The sequence below is a fragment of the Saliphagus infecundisoli genome, assembly GCF_020177375.1.
GTDB classification, from domain to species: domain Archaea; phylum Halobacteriota; class Halobacteria; order Halobacteriales; family Natrialbaceae; genus Saliphagus; species Saliphagus infecundisoli.
Window position 1 is genome coordinate 17,249 of sequence record NZ_JAIWHV010000011.1, and the last position, 16,077, is coordinate 33,325.

A 16,077-nucleotide genomic window follows, 5' to 3' on the forward strand; every position below is an offset into this window, starting at 1 on the left:
TACAGCACCCATGAAACGACGTACGTATCTCACGACCGCGACGGTGACCGCCGCGATCGGGATCGCCGGCTGCACGGGCGACAGTATTCCCATCGACGGCGAAACCGACCTCGATGAGGAGACCGAGGACGGGGACGCCGACGGCGACGACACGGGCGATTCTGCAGGCGAAGCGAACGACACCGATGGCGGTGACAACGAAACCGAAGCAGAGACCGAAACGAACGACTCCGATGACTTCGACGAGGAAACAGAGGAAGAAGAAACGAACGAGACCGCGGAAGCAAACGAGACCGAGGAAGCCGAAGAAGCCAACGACACCAACCAAACCGAAGAGGACGGCAACGAGACCAACGAAACCGAAGAAACGACCGCACCCGGACAACCGGAGAGGGGGGCCACCTTCGACGACTTCGAGGATCTCGACGCCTGGGAGGTGGTTGCCGGCACGCTCGAGGCGGACGCGGACCGCGCATCCACGGGTTCCCAGTCGGCCCGCCTGACAGCGTCCGAATCCGAGGATCGAGTCAGGATCAGACGGGAGCTGTCCGACCCGATCAACGTCGAGGAGCTCGTTCCCGGGCTGGCGCTTTCGACCAGCAGTTCGGCGAGCCCGATCATCCAACTGTACGACGAGGACGGAAACTACCTCCAGTTCCAGCAGTACATCCACGAGGGGCGGCCGTTCATCAGACACGACTTCGGACACACCCAGATCTCCGGCGAGCCGGATCTGAGCGCGATCACGGAGATCCAGATCGGCTACTGGACGGGCGAGGGCTACGCGGGGGAGATCTGGGTCGACGACCTCCACTTCACCGGCCGGATCGAGGACGGGCGAGTGATGATCCAGTTCCAGGGCGGGTACGAGTCCGATTACACGCACGCGTTCCCGATCATGGAAGACCACGGCCTGACGGCCACGACGTTCGTCGCGACCGCCAGAATCCGCGACCACGAGGAGGTGACCGGCAGTCGGATGACCGAGGATCAGCTGTCCGAACTCGTCGACGCCGGCTGGTCGCTCGGCACCGTCGGCACGCGAGGTCGCCACCTGAACAGGGTCGAGGGAGACGAGGTCGAATCGCACATCCTCGACCCCCTCGAGTGGTTCGACGAACACGGATACGAGGACGCGCAGTACTTTGGATTCCCCGGCGGGTGGTACACGGAAGAGATGTACGACCTCGTCGCGGAGAACTACGACATCGCCTGGGGAGGGCGCCACAGATGCCAGGGGATGGCGACCAACCCCTATAATCTCACACGCATCTCCGGCCACGAGGGCCAGCGAAACCTCGACGCCGAGGAGATGATCGGGGCACTCGACTGGGCGGCCGACCACGGCGGGCTCACGACGATCGTCTTCTACGAGATGGACGAAGGCGACGCGGCCGCCCTCGAGGAGACCGCCGCACACCTCGCAGAGCTCGTCTCGGCGGGCGACCTCGAACTCATCACGCCCCGGGAGATCGCCGACGACTACGTCCTCTGAGGCCGGCGAATCGACGTCCGACACCGGAGTTTTTCCCGACGCGACAGAACGGGAGTCCATCGACGACGGTCCGTCCCCGGGCGCCCGAGGTCCTCGCAGGCGGCGCTTACGGAGCCGGAACCCGCCTCGCCCGCAGGTCGGGTTCTCGTGGCGGAGACCCGCCTGCCTTCGGGCGGATGGAGGACGTCGATTCGGGGAAACAGCCATCGCATAACAAAGCCCGAAACCGTCCACCTGCGCGTATGGAACACGCCGATGATCCGCTCCTCCTCGTCGTTGGCCTCGACGCGGCCTGTCTTCCGGTACTGAAGCCGCTGTTCGACCGCGGGGTGACGCCCACGCTCGAGGCGCTGTTCGAGGGGGCCGTCCGTGGTCCCCTCGAGTCCCAGATCCCGCCCTGGACCGCGAGCGCCTGGCCCACCCTCTACACGGGGAAGAACCCCGGCAAACACGGCGTCTTCGACTTTCTGACGTTCGATGGATACGACTGGGACGTGGTGAACGCGGGCGACGTCCGCGAGCGGGCGATCTGGGAGCTGCTCTCCGAGCACGGCCACCGGAGCGTCGTCGTCAACGCCCCCGTCACCCACCCCGCGCGGCCGTTCGACGGCGCCCTGATCCCGGGGATGACCGCGCCCGAGAACCCGGCGTGTCACCCGGAGGGGATCTTAGCGGACGTCGAGGCCGCCTGCGGGGAGTATCACGTCTACCCGCAGGCCACTGGGGAGCCGACGGGCTCGATCGCGGGCTACGAGGAAATCATCGAGTGTCGTGGCGAGGCGTTCCGGTATCTCGCCGACCGCTTTTCGCCCGACTTCGGCTTCCTCCAGTTCCAGCAGACCGACTCGGTGTTCCACGAACGACCCGACCGCCGGACGGTCGAGGCGGTCTATCGGGCGGTCGACCGCGAGATCGAGGCGACCCTCGAGGCGATCGAACCCGCGAACGTCCTCGTCGTCAGCGACCACGGGATCGGTCGCGTCGGGGGAACGGAGTTCCGGGCCAACGAGTTCCTCCGCCGGGAGGGGTACGTCGACGCCGAGAGCGGCGGCGAGGGGATGCCCACCTGGTCGCGGGCCTGGCGAAACGACCTCCTCTCGGGCGCCGACGCCGGCGACCACGAGCCGAGTACCTTCGAACGGGTGGTCGCGCTCGCGGCAACGGTCGGGATCACCACCCAGCGGGTCGCCGGGGCCCTCGATCGCGTCGGGCTGAAGGAGGCCGTCGGCCGCCGGATCCCGAACGACGCCGTCCGGGCGGGGAGCGAACAGGTCGACTTTCCGGCCTCGCGGGCCTACGTCCGCTCGAAGAGCGAACTCGGTGTCCGGATCAACCTCGCGGGCCGCGAGCCCGACGGGACCGTTCCGCCCGAGGAGTACGAACGGGTCCGGGCGGATCTCGTCGAGGCGCTCTCGGCGCTCTCCGGGCCCGACGGGAAACCGGTCTTTTCGGACGTCGCCCCTCGCGAGGCGTACTTCGAGGGAAGCGAAATCGACCGGGGACCGGACATCGTGACCGTTCCCCGCGGGTTCGACAACGCCCTGGTCGCCGGCCTCTCCGGGGAGGTGTTCGCCGAGCCGGTCGAGTCCTGGAACCACAAGCAAACGGGGGTGATCGCCGCGACCGGGCCCGGCATCGACAGGGACGCAGACCTGGCGGGGGCGACGATCCTCGACGTCGCGCCGACGATCTGTGCGCTGTTCGACGTTCCGATCGACAGGGCGATGGACGGACGGCGGCTGCCGATCGCCGACTCCAGCGGCGATCGACAGTATCCCGACTACGAGCCGGCGCCGGCGGTCCGGGTCGCGGACGCGACCGTCGAGGAACGCCTCTCGGAACTGGGTTACCTCTGATGGGCATCGAGATCGACGTCCTCGACATAGCGGCCGATCCGGAGACCTGGGACCGCCACGTCGACCGGGCGGAGGGGACAAACCCCTTCTACCGCGGCGAAGCCCTCCGGCTCCAGGCTGAGGAAACCGGAACCGCCATCCACGCCCTCGCGGGGTTCAAGGGCCAGGAACTCGTCGGACTCTTCCCGGTTTTCGAGTACCGGAAGGGGCCGCTCGCGGCGGCGTTCTCGCCGGCGCCGTTCTCCTGGACCTGCTATCTCGGCCCCGCGCTCGCGAACACCGGCGGGCTGAAACGCCGGACCGCGGACCGGCGTAACCGGCGCTTTCTCGAGGGCTGTCTCGACTGGATCGACGGGGAGATCTCGCCGGTCTACAGCAAGTTCACCGCGGCGGAGTACCCCGACGTCCGGCCGTTCGTCTGGAACGGGTTCGACGTCCGGCCCCGACACACCTACGTCGTCGACCTCGAGGGCAGCCCCGAGGAGTTACTCGACCGGTTCAGCAGCGACGCCCGGAACAACATCCGGAACGCCGACGGCGAGTACGGGATCGAAGAGGGCGACCACGAGGACGTCGGCCGGATCGTCGAGCAGGTCCGGGCACGCTACCGGGGCCAGGACCGGCCGTTCCACCTCACGACCGAGTTCGCGCGCTCGCTGTACGACGCGCTCCCGGCCGGCGAACTCCGGCCGTACGTCTGCCGGATCGACGGCGAGTTCGCGGGCGGCATCTTGGTGATCGAGTCCGCGGACACCCGCTACCGGTGGCAGGGCGGCGTCAAACCCGATACGGACGTCGATCTCCCGATCAACGACCTGCTCGACTGGCAGGTCATGCGGGACGGGCTCGAGGCGGGGATCGACCGCTACGACCTCGTCGGCGCCGGCGTCCCCAGCATCAACCGCTACAAGGCGAAGTTCAACCCCCGCCTCGAGACCACCTACGAGGTCACGGCCGGCACCTTCGGTATCGACCGTCTCGTGGACGGCTACCGGACGGTCTCGTGAGGGCGTTACACGGTAGCTCCGGGAGCCATCGGTATCGGCCTGTACTGATCAACTGTTCGGGTTATCGGACCCGTAGTCATCTTCTAATACGAACGTAATATCGTACCGGAGGACCTCGCTTCGACCGTCTCTCGCGTCGTATTCGAAGTAGCCGGGGATCAGGTACTCTCCGGGGCGCATATCGTCGGTAAGTGGCAACCGATAGTCGGTCGTAACCGTCTCGTTTTCCGAAATAGTGTCGATATCCTGATTGAAATACGCCCACTCCCCGTATTGGAACGGGAAATCGTCCTCCGAGACGGGATAATACTCCCCGTACTCGTCGGTCCACAGCTGCAAGCTCACGTCCGACGGGTATGTGAGGGCCTCGTGATCCCATTTGTCGCGCCTCCGTCGGTCATCGGGCTCGCGAATCGCGTGAGGAACGCCGAACGGCCACGGGGGATCGGATTCGAACTCCACCCGTTCTGAGCACCGGTTCGTCAACGAAAAGACGATCTCTGCGGACTCGTGGTCGGTGATTCGTTTCCGGACGAGCGTCGACTCGAACTCGAGCAGCGGGGGTCGTGTCACGTCGTTTTCGAAGATTTCGAGAGCGATGACGACGGGCGTTCCTTCCCACATACATTCGACGTAATCGTACTCCTCGATGATTCGAACGAGTTCGTCCGGAAGCGAATCCGCTCCGTACGCCGGTCGATCGTACGGATGACTGTCCCGACTTCCCCTCACGATCGATTCTCCGATCGACCGAAGCCGAGACGGAAGCTCCGCGAGAGCGAACGACGTTTCGTCGGACCCGAGTTCGGAACCCGGTTTTCCGTAGCGATCGTCGATCTCGTAGCGGTGTCCGGGGAGAAGCCGCGACTGAGCCGTCGAAAAGTCGGACAGAACGAATGCCCCCGAATCGGGTACTCCCATACGTCTCGTAGACGGTAGTCGGTGATGGATTTTACCCAGGTGTCACTCGTCGTCACGGGAGTGGTTTCGAGAGATCGGCCGGGTCGGTGTCACGCTCTTTCTCTCTATCATACTCCGCGAGCACGGGCACCGACGGTCCACACGCCGGCGAACGGATCGAAAGGATCGACGTTCGGCTCCCTGGGCCGTCGCGGTCTCGACGGCGACGTCCTCCTCCCTGATCTCGGGGATAGAGCCTCCCGATCCCGTAGCTTACGACCGGGCGAGCAAGGCGGGACGGACGTACTCGGCCTGCCACTCGTAGCGTTCGGCGATCGCGGCCTCGCCCGCCTCCGTCGTCGTGTAGCGGTTCGTCCGTCCGTCGCGTTCGCCCTTCCTGATCAGTCCCTCCTCGACCAGCGCGTCGAGGTTGCCGTAGAGACGCCCGTGGAGCACCTCCCGATCCTGGGAGCCCTCGAGTTCGGCGCCGATCTCCTGGCCGTTCGGCTCGTCGAGTCCAGCGATGACGAACAGCAGGTCCCGCTGGAACCCGGTCAGGTCGTGAACGGTCATCGTCGCTCCGTAGGAAGGTTAGATATAAATACGAACGGTATCGTTCGGAAACATAGGCACCCGATAAACGACTGCAACAGTTATCTCTTTTGGTAATAACTTCCAGGAAACGGGAGGTGTAAAGGGCCGTCCCGTCGAACCGCCACCCATGTTCGGAACCAGCGGCGTTCGCGGCACCGTCGGCGAGGAGGTCACGGCGACGCTCGCGCTCTCGATCGGACGGGCGCTCGCCACCGAGGGGTACGACCGCGTCGTCGTCGGCCGGGACGCCCGCGAGAGCGGGCGCTTCCTGGGAGACGCGCTGACCGCCGGCCTCCGGGAGTGTGGGAGCGACGTCGTAGCCGTCGGGATGGCGGCCACGCCGACCGTCGCCCGGAGCGTGGCCCGCCTCGAGGCCGACGCGGGGGTCGTGATCACGGCCTCGCACAACCCACAGACCGACAATGGAATCAAGCTCTGGCTCCCCTCGGGGAAGGCCTTCGGGCCCGCCGACCAGGAGGCGATCGAAGAGCGCGTCGAGAGCGGGGAGTACGACCTCGCACCCTGGAACGAGGTCGGGACGCTTTCCGAACGGGGCGACGCCACCGAGGCCCACGCCGCCGACCTCCGGGCGGCGGTCTCGCTCCCCGACGGCTCCGAGCCCGATGTCGTCGTCGACCTCGGCAACGGCGCCGGCGGGGTGACCGCGGACGTGCTCTACGATCTGGGCTGCGGAGTACGAACCCTGAACGCCCAGCCCGACGGCCGCTTTCCGGGCCGTCCCAGCGAGCCGAACCGCGAGACGCTGGGCGCGCTCATGGCGCTGGTCGAGAGGACCGACGCCGACCTCGGAATCGCCCACGACGGAGACGCGGATCGGATGATGGCCGTCGACGAAACCGGCGCGTTCGTCCCCAAGGACGTCCTGCTCGCGCTGTTCGCCCGCGAGGCCGCCGGCGAGGGCGACCGGATCGCCGTTCCCGTCGATACGAGCCTCGCGGTCGAGGACGCCGTCGCGGCGGTCGGCGCCTCGCTGATCCGGACGAGGGTGGGCGACGTCTACGTCGCCGACCGGGCGACCGAGCCCGGCGTCGTCTTCGGGGGCGAGCCCAGCGGCGCCTGGATCTGGCCCGACCAGACGCTGTGTCCCGACGGCCCGCTGGCGGCCTGTCGGCTCGCGGAACTGGTCGCCGACCGGGGGCCGCTCTCGGAACTGGTCGCGGGGATCGACACCTACCCGATCCGGCGTGACTCGATCCGGGTCGAGGAGAAGGCTGCAGTGGTCGAGCGGATCGAACAGCGGGTGCTCTCGGAGTATCCCGACGCCGAGACCCTGGACGGCGTCCGCGTCGAGACCGACGACGGCTGGTTCCTGTTGCGGGCCAGCGGCACCGAGTCGCTGATCCGGGTGACTGCCGAGGCAAGAGACGAGACGCGGGCCGACGAACTCGCGTCCGAGGCAAGCGGGATCGTCCGGGACGCCGAGACGGGACCCGGCTCGTAGACCGGCATTAGCGCTGGTCTTCGGGGATGAAGTCGGCCGTCTTCATCTCGCGGTACGTCGAACAGTCGGGACAGGCGTGGACCACGTCGCGGTTGTCGCCGAAGACGCGGGCGAACTGGGGAGTGACCTGGGTTCCACAACTGATACATCGGGGCGCCGCCGTCTCCCCAGTGGCGGCCATCGGCGTCCACTTCTCGTCTGATGAATCCGACGACATCACTATCGTGTACCGGCGTTCGGCTATTTACTATCGGTCGCATAACCGATCGACCCCGAAATCGGCGATTTCGTTCACGGCCGACCGGCTCCACTGCCGGCCGAGGAGACGCCCGCCGGAAATCCCCGCCCTCACCGCCACTTCCCTCGGAAATACTGAATTGACGGGTCGGAAACACCGTGTTTACCCGACCCTTCGCCCGAATCGTCCCGAGTTCAACGGGAAAACGGCGGTCCTCGACGGGCGATCCCGCACAATTATACGGCCCATCCGACAAACGGGAGTACCGATGCACGCCGTCATCCTCGCCGCAGGCGAAGGCACCCGAATGCGCCCGCTTTCGGGCTCGCTCCCCAAACCGATGCTGCCCGTGTCTGACCGGCCGCTGGTCGCCCACACCGCGAGCGCGGCCGTCGAGGCCGGCGCCGACGAACTCGTCTTCGTGATCGGCTACGAGGCCGACACCGTCAGGGAGTACTTCGGCGACAGCTATCGCGGGGTGCCCGTCGAGTACGCCGTCCAGGACGAACAGCTCGGAACCGCCCACGCCGTCGAGCAGGCCCTCGAGTACGTCGAGGGCGACTTCGTGGTCCTCAACGGCGACGACCTCTACGATACGGCTGCCGTCGGCTCGCTGTTCTCTCACACGCCCTCGCTCGGTGCCTACACCGTCTCCGATCCCCGGCCGTACGGCGTCTTCTCTCTCGACGGCGACCGCGTGACGGACGTCGTCGAGAAGCCGGACGACCCGCCCAGCGACCGGGTCAACGTCGGCGCCTACCACTTCCCCGCCGAAGCCGCGGCGTGGTTCGACGACGTCGAGATGAGCGAGCGCGGCGAGTACGAGATCACCGACGTCGTCGAGCGCCTCGTCGCCGAGCGGGAGGTCCGCGCGGTCCCCGTCGAGCGATGGCTCGGCGTCGGCCGGCCCTGGGAGCTGCTCGAGGCAAACGAGTGGAAACTCGGCGAACTCGACGGGCGGATCGAGGGCAAGGTCCACGCGGATGCCGAACTCGAGGGACGGGTAGTCGTCGAGGAGGGCGCGACCGTCCGCTCGGGGGTCGTCATCGAGGGGCCCGCACTGATCCGCGAGGGCGCGACCGTCGGGCCGAACGCCTACGTTCGGGGCGCGACACTGGTAGACGAGGGCGCGAAGGTCGGCCACGCTGTCGAGGTCAAAAACAGCGTCCTCTCGCCGGGGGCGACCATCGGCCACCTCTCCTACGTCGGCGACAGCGTCCTCGGCCGGGACGTCAACTTCGGCGCCGGCACGAAAGTCGCGAACCTCCGCCACGACGACGACGACGTGAAGTTCACCGTCAAGGGCGAGCGAACCTCGACGGAACGCCGGAAGTTCGGCGTCGTCGCCGGCGACGGCGTCAAGACCGGGATCAACTCGAGTCTCTCGCCCGGGCTCCGGCTGAACGCCGGTGCGACGACGCGGCCGGGCGAGACGGTCGACCGCGACCGATAAGGACGGGTACTCGCCCGAAACGACTTCTTCGGAGCCGCTACTCGACGGTGACGCTTTTCGCCAGGTTCCGTGGCTTGTCGATCGGCCGGTCGAGCAGTTCGGCGGCGTGATAGGAGAGGAGCTGGAGTTGGACGTTCGCGAGCAGGCCTGCGAGCCGGGGGTCGGTTTCGGGGATCTCGAGGTGGGCGTCCGCGACGTCGGCCGCCGGGTGGTCGGCCGGACAGATCGCGATCACGGGCGCGCCGCGGGTGGCGGCCTCCTCGGCGTTCGCGAGCGTCCGGTCGTCCTCGATTCCCGTGAACACCGTAAAGACCGGCGTCTCCTCGGTGACGAGCGCGAGCGGGCCGTGTTTGAGCTCCCCGGAGGCGAAGCCCTCGGCGTGCTCGTAGGTTATCTCCTTGAACTTCAGGGCGCCCTCGAGCGCGACCGGATAACCCTGTCCACGCCCCAAAAAGAAGTACGACCGGCTGTCGCGATACCGGCGGGCGATCTCGGCGGCGTCGCTTTCGGTGAGGAGCCGCTCGATGTCCCCCGGAAGGCGGTCGGCGGCGGCGAGCAGGGAGTCGAGATCGGAGAGCCCGTCGCCCGCGAGGGCGTCCTCGACGATTCGACCCGCGAGCAGGGTGAGAGCGACCGCCTGCGAGGAGAACGTCTTGGTGGCAGCGACGCCGATTTCGGGTCCTGCGCGGATCAGCAGCGAGTCGTCGGCCTCGCGGGCGGCCGTCGAGCCGACGACGTTGGTGACCGTCACCGTTCGGGCGCCCTTGCGGACGGCCCGCCGCAGCGCGCTCAGAGTGTCTGCGGTCTCGCCGCTCTGGGTGACCGCGACGACGAGCGTCCGGTCGTCGACCGGCGGCGAACTCGCGCCGTACTCGTTGGCGAGCAGCGCGCGGGCGTCGACGCCCGCCTGGGTCAGCGAGAGGGCGCCGTACATCGCTGCGTGGTAGGAGGTGCCACAGGCGACGAACTGGACCCGATCGATCCCCTCGAACGCTCCCGGGGGAAACTCCTCCAGGTCGATCCCGTCGTCGATCCGGCCCTCGACGGCCTGGGCCAGCGAGGTCGGCTGTTCGTAGATCTCCTTCAGCATGAAGTGGTCGTACTCGCCCTTGCCGGCCTGTTCGGGGTCCCAATCGATGGTCTCGGGCGTCCGGGGGACCGGCTCGCCCGCGAGGTCGGTGAAGTCGGCGCCGTCGGGACCGATAATCGCGACGTCGCCGTCCTCCAGATAGACGACCCGGTCGGTGTACTCGAGGAAGGCGGGGACGTCACTGGCGAGGTAGTACTCGCCCGCGTCGTCGTCGACGCCGACGACCAACGGTGAGCCGCTTCTGGCGGCGTAGATTGTGTGGTCGCCAGCGATCATCACGGCGACGGCGTAGCTACCCTCGAGCTCTTCGACCGCCCGGCGGAACGCCGCCTCGTTGTCGAAGCCCGCGTCGAGGTTCGCCTGGACGAGGTGGGGGATCACCTCGGTGTCGGTGTCGCTCGTGAAGTCGTGGCCCCGGTCGGCCAGCCGGTTCCGGAGGTCGGCGTGGTTCTCGACGATCCCGTTGTGGACGACGGCGACGTCCTCGGTCGCGTCGGTGTGGGGGTGGGCGTTCTCGTCGGTCGGCGGCCCGTGGGTCGACCACCGGGTGTGGCCGATGCCGACGCGTCCCTCGGGGGCGTCGATGGTCTCCTCTAACTCCGAGACGCGCCCGGAGCGTTTCCGTATCTCGATGCCGGCGCCGTTCTGGACGGCGACGCCGGCGGAGTCGTAGCCGCGATACTCCAGGTTCTCGAGTCCGGTGAGCAGGTGGTCGAGCGCGTTCCCGCTGCCGATGCGGCCGATGATTCCACACATGATCTGGGGAGCCGTGGTGTCCGTTGCCGGTCGCCGATCCCCTCGACGGGGGCGAAGTGAGGCGACACGAACGTACCCCGGAGTTGCTACCTTCACCCCATTACTATAGACGGGCTAACGCGACGGTTAGGAGTTCGATACGGAACGGGAACCGGTCGGCGTCGAAACGGGGGGCTCGCGGCCCGGACGCGCGTACTCGGGTCGTTGTAGATCGTCCAATTATCGGATCCTACACCCGATATGGGAGTACGGACGATCGGTTTAGTTGGGGGTGATCGCGCCAGTTACCGATCGCCATCCGGTTCGGGGACGGGGAGAGAAGCGGGATCGTACGGCGGCGAACCGGCCGATAAACGTTTCATAATTCGATCCAATCGTTTCTACACCGCGTCGAGGACGACGATCGAGAGGTAGAGCTGACCGGCCCCGGCGACGATCATCAGCCCGCCCGCCAGGCGCTCCAACGTCCGCCCGTGGTGGGCGAGCCGGCCGGCCCCCGCCATCAGCCCGGTTCCGGTCGCCACCGTCACCGCGACCATCAGGAGGACGATTCCGGCGATGTAGGTCCCGAAAACGAGCGCGGTGGAGGCGGTCGGCAACGAAAGCGCCCGCGCGACCACCATCAAGAACACCGGCGCGACACAGCCGACGGCCGCGAGCGCGTAGCCGACGCCGAAGATCCCGAATCCGACGACACTCGAGCGCCGTTTCGGGAGCGAAAGCGAGAGCGACGGCGCCCGGCCCGCGACGACGAGCGCGCCGAGGACGACCAGCAGCCCGCCGACGACCGGCTCGAAGAGGGTGACCCGGGAGAACGCCTCGTTGCCGACGGCGAACGCGACCCCGATCAGCACGACCAGCGTCGCGAGGACGCCCGCGCCCGCGATCAGCCCGCGCCCGACGGCGCCCCCGACGGTCGCCTCCTCCCCCGTCTGGCTGGCGTAGAAGCCGACGTACCCCGGCAGGAGCGGGTACGCACACGGCGAGAAGAAGGTCGCGATCCCCGCGGTAAACGCGAAGGCGAGCGTCGTCGCGAGCCCCGGATCGAGGACGGACATCGGCTACTCCGCCGCCTCGATCCGGTTGACGATCCCGTCGGCCGAGAGGATCCCGCTGTGAGACCAGTCGACGACGCCCTCCCTATCGAGGACGACCGCGGTCGGGTAGCCGCTGACCTCGTAGCGTTCGCTCAACTCGCCCGTGGGGTCGAGCGCGACCGTCCACCCGCCGTCGTGGTCGGCCCACCACTCCCGGAGTTCGCCCTCGCTTACCGTCCGGCCGATCGGCTCGTTGGTCACCGAGACGAAGTCGGCCTCCGTTCGGTCCCTCGCCTCGGCGATCGCCGGCATCTGTTCCTTGCAGGGCGCACACCATGTCGCAAAGAAGTCCAGAAAGCGCACCCGGTCGGCGTCGAGGTTTGGGATCATCACCGTACCGTCGGTGCTGCCCGCGGCCTCGACGGTCTCGAGTTCGACCGGCTCCTCGGGTTCGGTGTCGTCGTCGAGAGAGGGACGACCGAAGACGGCGAGACCGGCGCCGCCGGCGACCACGCCCGCGCTCGCGATTCCGGCGAGGAGGTCCCGTCGGCGCATCCGAGTCACCCCGAGACGACCGTCTCGACGTCCTCGAGGATCGTCTCGGTCCCGACCTGGGTCGCCCTCGGATAGGCGCGTTCGACGACGCCGTCCTCGTTTCCGAGCAGGATCAGGGCGAAGTGGGTGAACGTGTATTCGTGACCGTCGTGGCCCGAGTGGTTCCCCTCGGCCTCCTCGACCGGGACCCGCTCGATCGGCATCCCGAACTCCTCGTCGACGAGCTCCATTGCCGTCTCGTTGTTCTCGGGCCGGAGGAAGTGCCAGTTGCCCGCGTCGAGATCGATGCCGTAATCGTCGGCGTAGCTCTCGAGGCGGTCGGCGGTGTCGACGTTGGGGTCGAAGGTCAACGCGAGGAAGGCGATCTCGTCGCCGTATCCGTTGTCGGCGGCGTCGATCTGGGCCTGGAGGAGCCGCTGTATTAGTGCCGGGCAGACCCCGTCCGGACAGGTGGTAAAGAAGAAAGTCATCAGGATCGAACGCTTGCCCTCGAACTCCTCGGCGGTCACCGTCTCCCCGGTGAGCGGATCGGGAACCGAAAAGGCGGGGAAGTCGTCGCCGTGGGTCGGGTGAGAAGGATCCCCGCGGCTCTCGGAGGGCGGATCGAGGACGGTCCGTTCTCCCCCGTCCGAGCCCCGAATCGTCCCGAGACAGCCCGCAGCGCCGACGGCACCGACGCTTCCGGCGACCCCGAGCGAACGGAGATACGCACGTCGTTCCATGGTCGGAGCCAGGGACCGAGAGGAGAAAGGGGCGTTGGTTCACGGGGGAACCGGAAGGCGTTTTTCCGCGCTCGCCCAACCGTCGACGATGAACCGACGAGCCGTCCTCCGGCGTGCCGGGACCGCCGGCGGACTGGCTCTCGCGGGCTGTCTCGAGGGGCTGGGCTTCGAGGAGGAGTCGGCCTGGCGGGACCCGCCGCTGGTCTCGGACCGGCCGGACGCGGTCTACGTCCCCGCCTCGACGGAGACGATGGGAACCTACGGGCGCGCCGTCGGCGAGGAGTACGCCGTCTCGCTGTCGTACACCGTCCCCCACCGGTTCTGGACCGTCGCCGGCCGCGAAACCAGCCGCGTCACCGTCGGAACCGACGACACGATCCACCTCATGTGTACCGTCTGGGCACCCGGCACCGACCACGTCCTCCCCGTCGAGGTCGGCGGCGACCTCCGCCGGGACGGCGAGTCCGTCCGGTCGTTTTCCCCCTGGCCGATGCTCTCTCAACGGATGGGTTTTCACTACGGCGACAACGTCGCCCTCCCCGAAGAGGGAGCCTACACGCTCGAGCTCTCAGTCGGCCCGACCACGGCTCGCCCGGTCGGCGAGTTCGAGGGGCGGTTCGAGCGACAGGAGACGTTCGAGCTCGGCTTCGAGTACGAACGCTCCCAGATCCACGAGGTCGAGTTCGAGGAGGTGCCCGAGGACCGGAGGGGCGAGCGCGGCGCCCTGGAGCTGATGGATCACTCGGGGATGGACGGCGAGGGCAGGAACGGCGATCATGACGGCGAGAACGGGAGTCACGCCGCCAGCGATGGCGGCACGAGCGACGACCCCGGCCATCCGCCGACCTCCCGGGGAGTTCCGATCGGGGAGCTCCCGGGAACCGTCCTCGGGAGCGCACGGACCGGCGACGCCGAGCTCTCGGTCGTAGAGACCGATCCCGTTTACGACGCGGAGTCCTACCTCGCCGTGTTCGCCCGGACCCCCCACAACGACGTGGTGCTCCCGTTCATGTCGCTGTCGGCACGGATCGGCGGCGAGGAGGCAGCGTTGACCGAGACCCTCGCGCCCGAACTGGGCCCCCACCACGGGGTCGAGACGGACGCCCTCGAGGCGGGGACGGAGATCACGGTCGCCGTCGAGGCCATCCCGCAGGTCGCCAGACACGACGGCTACGAGACCGCGTTCTTCGAGTTCGAGGACGTTACCGTGACCGTCGGCGAGTAAGGACGGGCTGGCGGTCGGGTCGGAGCGCGCCGGCACCGATAGGGGCTCGATAACTAATCCGGCTCACTCCCTACGACGGGGGCATGTCGCGATCGAACCAGCCACGGGCCCGCGTCGCCTGCCCCGACTGCGAGACGACCGTCGTCGCCCCGATTCCCGGACCGCGGTCGAACGCCCCGCCTGGGAGCGACCGCCCCCGACTCAGGGGAACCGAGACGAGCTGTCGGAACTGCGAGCGCGAACTCGAGGTCTACTACTACTGACACCGCCTACGGGAGTCGCGCCGGGAAACGGTCTATCAGTAGCCACGCCAGAGTTATCAATCCGCTTCACGTTATCGGTACCATGAATTCGACAGTACGAACCGACCGATCGTTCGGATACGTCTCCGTCGCAGCGATTCTCCTCGGGGCGGCCGTTTTCGGCTACGGACTGCTCGTGACCAGCGTGTCGGTACTCGGCGGAGGATGGATCGCCGCGATCGGGCTCGCGCTCGCGCTTTCGGGCGCGTTCGACACCGCCTGGGCCGGCCGGCGCCTGGGCCTCTCGGCGGGCGACCGGCGGACGCTGTCGCTGTCGTGTCTCGCCGTCGCCGCAGTCCTCGCGGTCGCGTTCGTCGTCGTCAACGGGTTCGGGGGCGTGGAGGTCACCGAGTTCGAATCCCCATGAGCGACCACGGGACGACCGACCGCGGGACGGAACGCACCGAGACGGTGATCGGGGACCTCAAGTTGACCCGCGGGCTGGCCATCCAGATGGCCGCGCTGGGAACGCTCGGGCTGTTCGTCGCGGTCGCCGCCCTCAGCGTTCTCTATCAGGGAGCCACCGGCGAGGCCGCAACGTTTCGGTTCGCGCCCGGCGTCGACTGGTGGACCGACGCCCTGAACCTGCTGGTGCTCGCCGTCCTGGGGACCGCGTTCGTCGTCCCCCACGAGTGGCTCCACGGGCTGGCGATCCGCCACTATGGCGGCGAGGCGAGATACGGCGTCGGCGTCGCCCACTTCGTGCTACCCTACGCCTACGCGACGACCGACCACGAATTCAGCCGCGACCAGTTCGTCGTCGTCCTCCTGACGCCGCTCGTGGTGTTGACCGGCGTGGGGGTCCCGGTCATGCTCCTCCTCGAGTGGGACTGGCTGATCGTGCCGCTCGCGGCCAACGCCGCCGGCGCCGTCGCCGACCTCTGGATGACGATGACGCTGCTCTCGTACCCCGCGTCCATCCGCCTGGAGGACCACGAGACCGGCGTCAGGATCCTCGGCGACGAGCGCGACCGTCCCCGGGAGTTATCGGTGACGGCGCTGGTCTGGGACGCGCTCTCGGGAGCCGCCGTCGCCGTGATCGGGCTGCTGGCGGTCCTCGCGGTCGGCGGGCCCCTCGTGCTGTCGGCACTGGGCGTCGAGTCGCTCGCGGTCGGGACCGACGGGACGGTCACGTTCCTGTTCTCGTTCGTCTCCACGCCCGATGAGATCTCGTTCGCCGTCGGCCCGGGCGTCCTCGCCGTCGGCGCCGCACTCGGACTCTGCTATGCGTTCGCCCGGAGCTACCGGAGGCGGCGTCCCGCGGACGAACCGACCGACGTGGCCGACGTGGTGGCACCCGATCGGGCACGCTCGTCATAACGGGAGCCGTCGAGCGCTTCTGCAGGGGGCGGCGGGAAACGATGCCGGGGAACCAATCTACTTTG

General features: G+C 67.9%; 16 protein-coding genes. 9 read left to right on the plus strand and 7 right to left on the minus strand.

The window, feature by feature from the left end:
• The first annotated feature begins 10 nt into the window (after nucleotides 1-10).
• The 3 genes from LCF40_RS13450 to LCF40_RS13460 all read left to right on the plus strand — a co-directional run bounded on the left by LCF40_RS13450 (nucleotide 11) and on the right by LCF40_RS13460 (nucleotide 4,358).
• On the plus strand, nucleotides 11-1,495 hold the full coding sequence (locus LCF40_RS13450) for a polysaccharide deacetylase family protein (protein WP_224828819.1): 1,485 nt from the start codon (nucleotides 11-13) through the stop codon (nucleotides 1,493-1,495).
• 242 nt (nucleotides 1,496-1,737) lie between these two features.
• Entirely contained in the window at nucleotides 1,738-3,351 is a 1,614-nt protein-coding gene (locus tag LCF40_RS13455; protein ID WP_224828820.1) for an alkaline phosphatase family protein, read from the plus strand.
• Complete coding sequence (locus LCF40_RS13460) at nucleotides 3,351-4,358, plus strand: lipid II:glycine glycyltransferase FemX (protein WP_224828821.1); 1,008 nt, start codon at nucleotides 3,351-3,353, stop codon at nucleotides 4,356-4,358. Before LCF40_RS13455 ends, LCF40_RS13460 begins: the two co-directional genes overlap by 1 nt.
• Nucleotides 4,359-4,406: 48 nt before the next feature.
• Here the strand turns inward: LCF40_RS13460 and LCF40_RS13465 are convergent, their stop codons facing one another.
• A complete protein-coding gene (locus LCF40_RS13465; RefSeq protein WP_224828822.1) occupies nucleotides 4,407-5,279 on the minus strand; it encodes a hypothetical protein in 873 nt (290 codons plus the stop codon).
• A 252-nt stretch (nucleotides 5,280-5,531) separates the two neighbouring features.
• Entirely contained in the window at nucleotides 5,532-5,831 is a 300-nt protein-coding gene (locus LCF40_RS13470; RefSeq protein ID WP_114577568.1) for a PadR family transcriptional regulator, read from the minus strand.
• A 148-nt stretch (nucleotides 5,832-5,979) separates the two neighbouring features.
• Here LCF40_RS13470 and glmM point away from each other — a divergent pair, with 148 nt between their 5' ends.
• Nucleotides 5,980-7,314 (plus strand): phosphoglucosamine mutase, encoded by a 1,335-nt coding sequence (gene glmM / locus LCF40_RS13475; protein ID WP_114577567.1) that lies wholly within the window; start codon nucleotides 5,980-5,982, stop codon nucleotides 7,312-7,314.
• A gap of 7 nt (nucleotides 7,315-7,321) precedes the next feature.
• Here the strand turns inward: glmM and LCF40_RS13480 are convergent, their stop codons facing one another.
• Entirely contained in the window at nucleotides 7,322-7,531 is a 210-nt protein-coding gene (locus LCF40_RS13480) for a DUF7563 family protein (RefSeq protein ID WP_114577566.1), read from the minus strand.
• A gap of 289 nt (nucleotides 7,532-7,820) precedes the next feature.
• Here LCF40_RS13480 and glmU point away from each other — a divergent pair, with 289 nt between their 5' ends.
• The gene (glmU, locus tag LCF40_RS13485) at nucleotides 7,821-9,005 is read left to right on the plus strand and encodes a bifunctional sugar-1-phosphate nucleotidylyltransferase/acetyltransferase (RefSeq protein ID WP_224828823.1); all 1,185 of its coding nucleotides are present in this window, start codon (nucleotides 7,821-7,823) and stop codon (nucleotides 9,003-9,005) included.
• A 37-nt stretch (nucleotides 9,006-9,042) separates the two neighbouring features.
• On the opposite strand, the gene glmS is transcribed toward glmU, so the two are convergent.
• The 4 genes from glmS to LCF40_RS13505 all read right to left on the minus strand — a co-directional run bounded on the left by glmS (nucleotide 9,043) and on the right by LCF40_RS13505 (nucleotide 13,165).
• Nucleotides 9,043-10,851, minus strand: coding sequence for a glutamine--fructose-6-phosphate transaminase (isomerizing) (gene glmS, locus LCF40_RS13490; protein ID WP_224828824.1), 1,809 nt, complete (start codon nucleotides 10,849-10,851; stop codon nucleotides 9,043-9,045).
• A gap of 380 nt (nucleotides 10,852-11,231) precedes the next feature.
• Nucleotides 11,232-11,909: a cytochrome c biogenesis CcdA family protein gene (locus LCF40_RS13495; RefSeq protein ID WP_224828825.1), complete on the minus strand. Its 678-nt coding sequence runs from the start codon at nucleotides 11,907-11,909 to the stop codon at nucleotides 11,232-11,234.
• A gap of 3 nt (nucleotides 11,910-11,912) precedes the next feature.
• On the minus strand, nucleotides 11,913-12,443 hold the full coding sequence (locus LCF40_RS13500) for a TlpA family protein disulfide reductase (RefSeq protein ID WP_224828826.1): 531 nt from the start codon (nucleotides 12,441-12,443) through the stop codon (nucleotides 11,913-11,915).
• Between the two features lie 5 nt (nucleotides 12,444-12,448).
• Entirely contained in the window at nucleotides 12,449-13,165 is a 717-nt protein-coding gene (locus LCF40_RS13505) for an SCO family protein (RefSeq protein WP_224828827.1), read from the minus strand.
• A gap of 88 nt (nucleotides 13,166-13,253) precedes the next feature.
• Here LCF40_RS13505 and LCF40_RS13510 point away from each other — a divergent pair, with 88 nt between their 5' ends.
• From LCF40_RS13510 to LCF40_RS13525, 4 genes are all read left to right on the plus strand, one after another.
• The gene (locus LCF40_RS13510) at nucleotides 13,254-14,390 is read left to right on the plus strand and encodes a DUF7350 domain-containing protein (protein WP_224828828.1); all 1,137 of its coding nucleotides are present in this window, start codon (nucleotides 13,254-13,256) and stop codon (nucleotides 14,388-14,390) included.
• A gap of 83 nt (nucleotides 14,391-14,473) precedes the next feature.
• Nucleotides 14,474-14,653, plus strand: a complete 180-nt coding sequence (locus tag LCF40_RS13515; RefSeq protein WP_114577560.1) for a hypothetical protein — start codon at nucleotides 14,474-14,476, stop codon at nucleotides 14,651-14,653.
• A gap of 82 nt (nucleotides 14,654-14,735) precedes the next feature.
• Nucleotides 14,736-15,059, plus strand: coding sequence for a hypothetical protein (locus LCF40_RS13520; RefSeq protein WP_224828829.1), 324 nt, complete (start codon nucleotides 14,736-14,738; stop codon nucleotides 15,057-15,059).
• Nucleotides 15,056-16,012: a DUF3267 domain-containing protein gene (locus LCF40_RS13525; protein ID WP_224828830.1), complete on the plus strand. Its 957-nt coding sequence runs from the start codon at nucleotides 15,056-15,058 to the stop codon at nucleotides 16,010-16,012. The genes LCF40_RS13520 and LCF40_RS13525 overlap by 4 nt, the downstream gene beginning before the upstream one ends.
• Nucleotides 16,013-16,077 lie beyond the last annotated feature (65 nt).

Bases quoted from the DNA above. Each gene is read 5' to 3' on its own strand.
- LCF40_RS13525 (WP_224828830.1), top strand. From the start codon at position 15,056: ATGAGCGACCACGGGACGACCGACCGCGGGACGGAACGCACCGAGACG.
- glmS (WP_224828824.1), bottom strand. From the start codon at position 10,851: ATGTGTGGAATCATCGGCCGCATCGGCAGCGGGAACGCGCTCGACCAC.
- LCF40_RS13515 (WP_114577560.1), top strand. From the start codon at position 14,474: ATGTCGCGATCGAACCAGCCACGGGCCCGCGTCGCCTGCCCCGACTGC.
- LCF40_RS13480 (WP_114577566.1), bottom strand. From the start codon at position 7,531: ATGTCGTCGGATTCATCAGACGAGAAGTGGACGCCGATGGCCGCCACT.
- LCF40_RS13500 (WP_224828826.1), bottom strand. From the start codon at position 12,443: ATGCGCCGACGGGACCTCCTCGCCGGAATCGCGAGCGCGGGCGTGGTC.
- LCF40_RS13510 (WP_224828828.1), top strand. From the start codon at position 13,254: ATGAACCGACGAGCCGTCCTCCGGCGTGCCGGGACCGCCGGCGGACTG.
- glmU (WP_224828823.1), top strand. From the start codon at position 7,821: ATGCACGCCGTCATCCTCGCCGCAGGCGAAGGCACCCGAATGCGCCCG.
- LCF40_RS13450 (WP_224828819.1), top strand. From the start codon at position 11: ATGAAACGACGTACGTATCTCACGACCGCGACGGTGACCGCCGCGATC.
- LCF40_RS13465 (WP_224828822.1), bottom strand. From the start codon at position 5,279: ATGGGAGTACCCGATTCGGGGGCATTCGTTCTGTCCGACTTTTCGACG.
- LCF40_RS13460 (WP_224828821.1), top strand. From the start codon at position 3,351: ATGGGCATCGAGATCGACGTCCTCGACATAGCGGCCGATCCGGAGACC.
- glmM (WP_114577567.1), top strand. From the start codon at position 5,980: ATGTTCGGAACCAGCGGCGTTCGCGGCACCGTCGGCGAGGAGGTCACG.
- LCF40_RS13455 (WP_224828820.1), top strand. From the start codon at position 1,738: ATGGAACACGCCGATGATCCGCTCCTCCTCGTCGTTGGCCTCGACGCG.
- LCF40_RS13495 (WP_224828825.1), bottom strand. From the start codon at position 11,909: ATGTCCGTCCTCGATCCGGGGCTCGCGACGACGCTCGCCTTCGCGTTT.
- LCF40_RS13505 (WP_224828827.1), bottom strand. From the start codon at position 13,165: ATGGAACGACGTGCGTATCTCCGTTCGCTCGGGGTCGCCGGAAGCGTC.
- LCF40_RS13470 (WP_114577568.1), bottom strand. From the start codon at position 5,831: ATGACCGTTCACGACCTGACCGGGTTCCAGCGGGACCTGCTGTTCGTC.
- LCF40_RS13520 (WP_224828829.1), top strand. From the start codon at position 14,736: ATGAATTCGACAGTACGAACCGACCGATCGTTCGGATACGTCTCCGTC.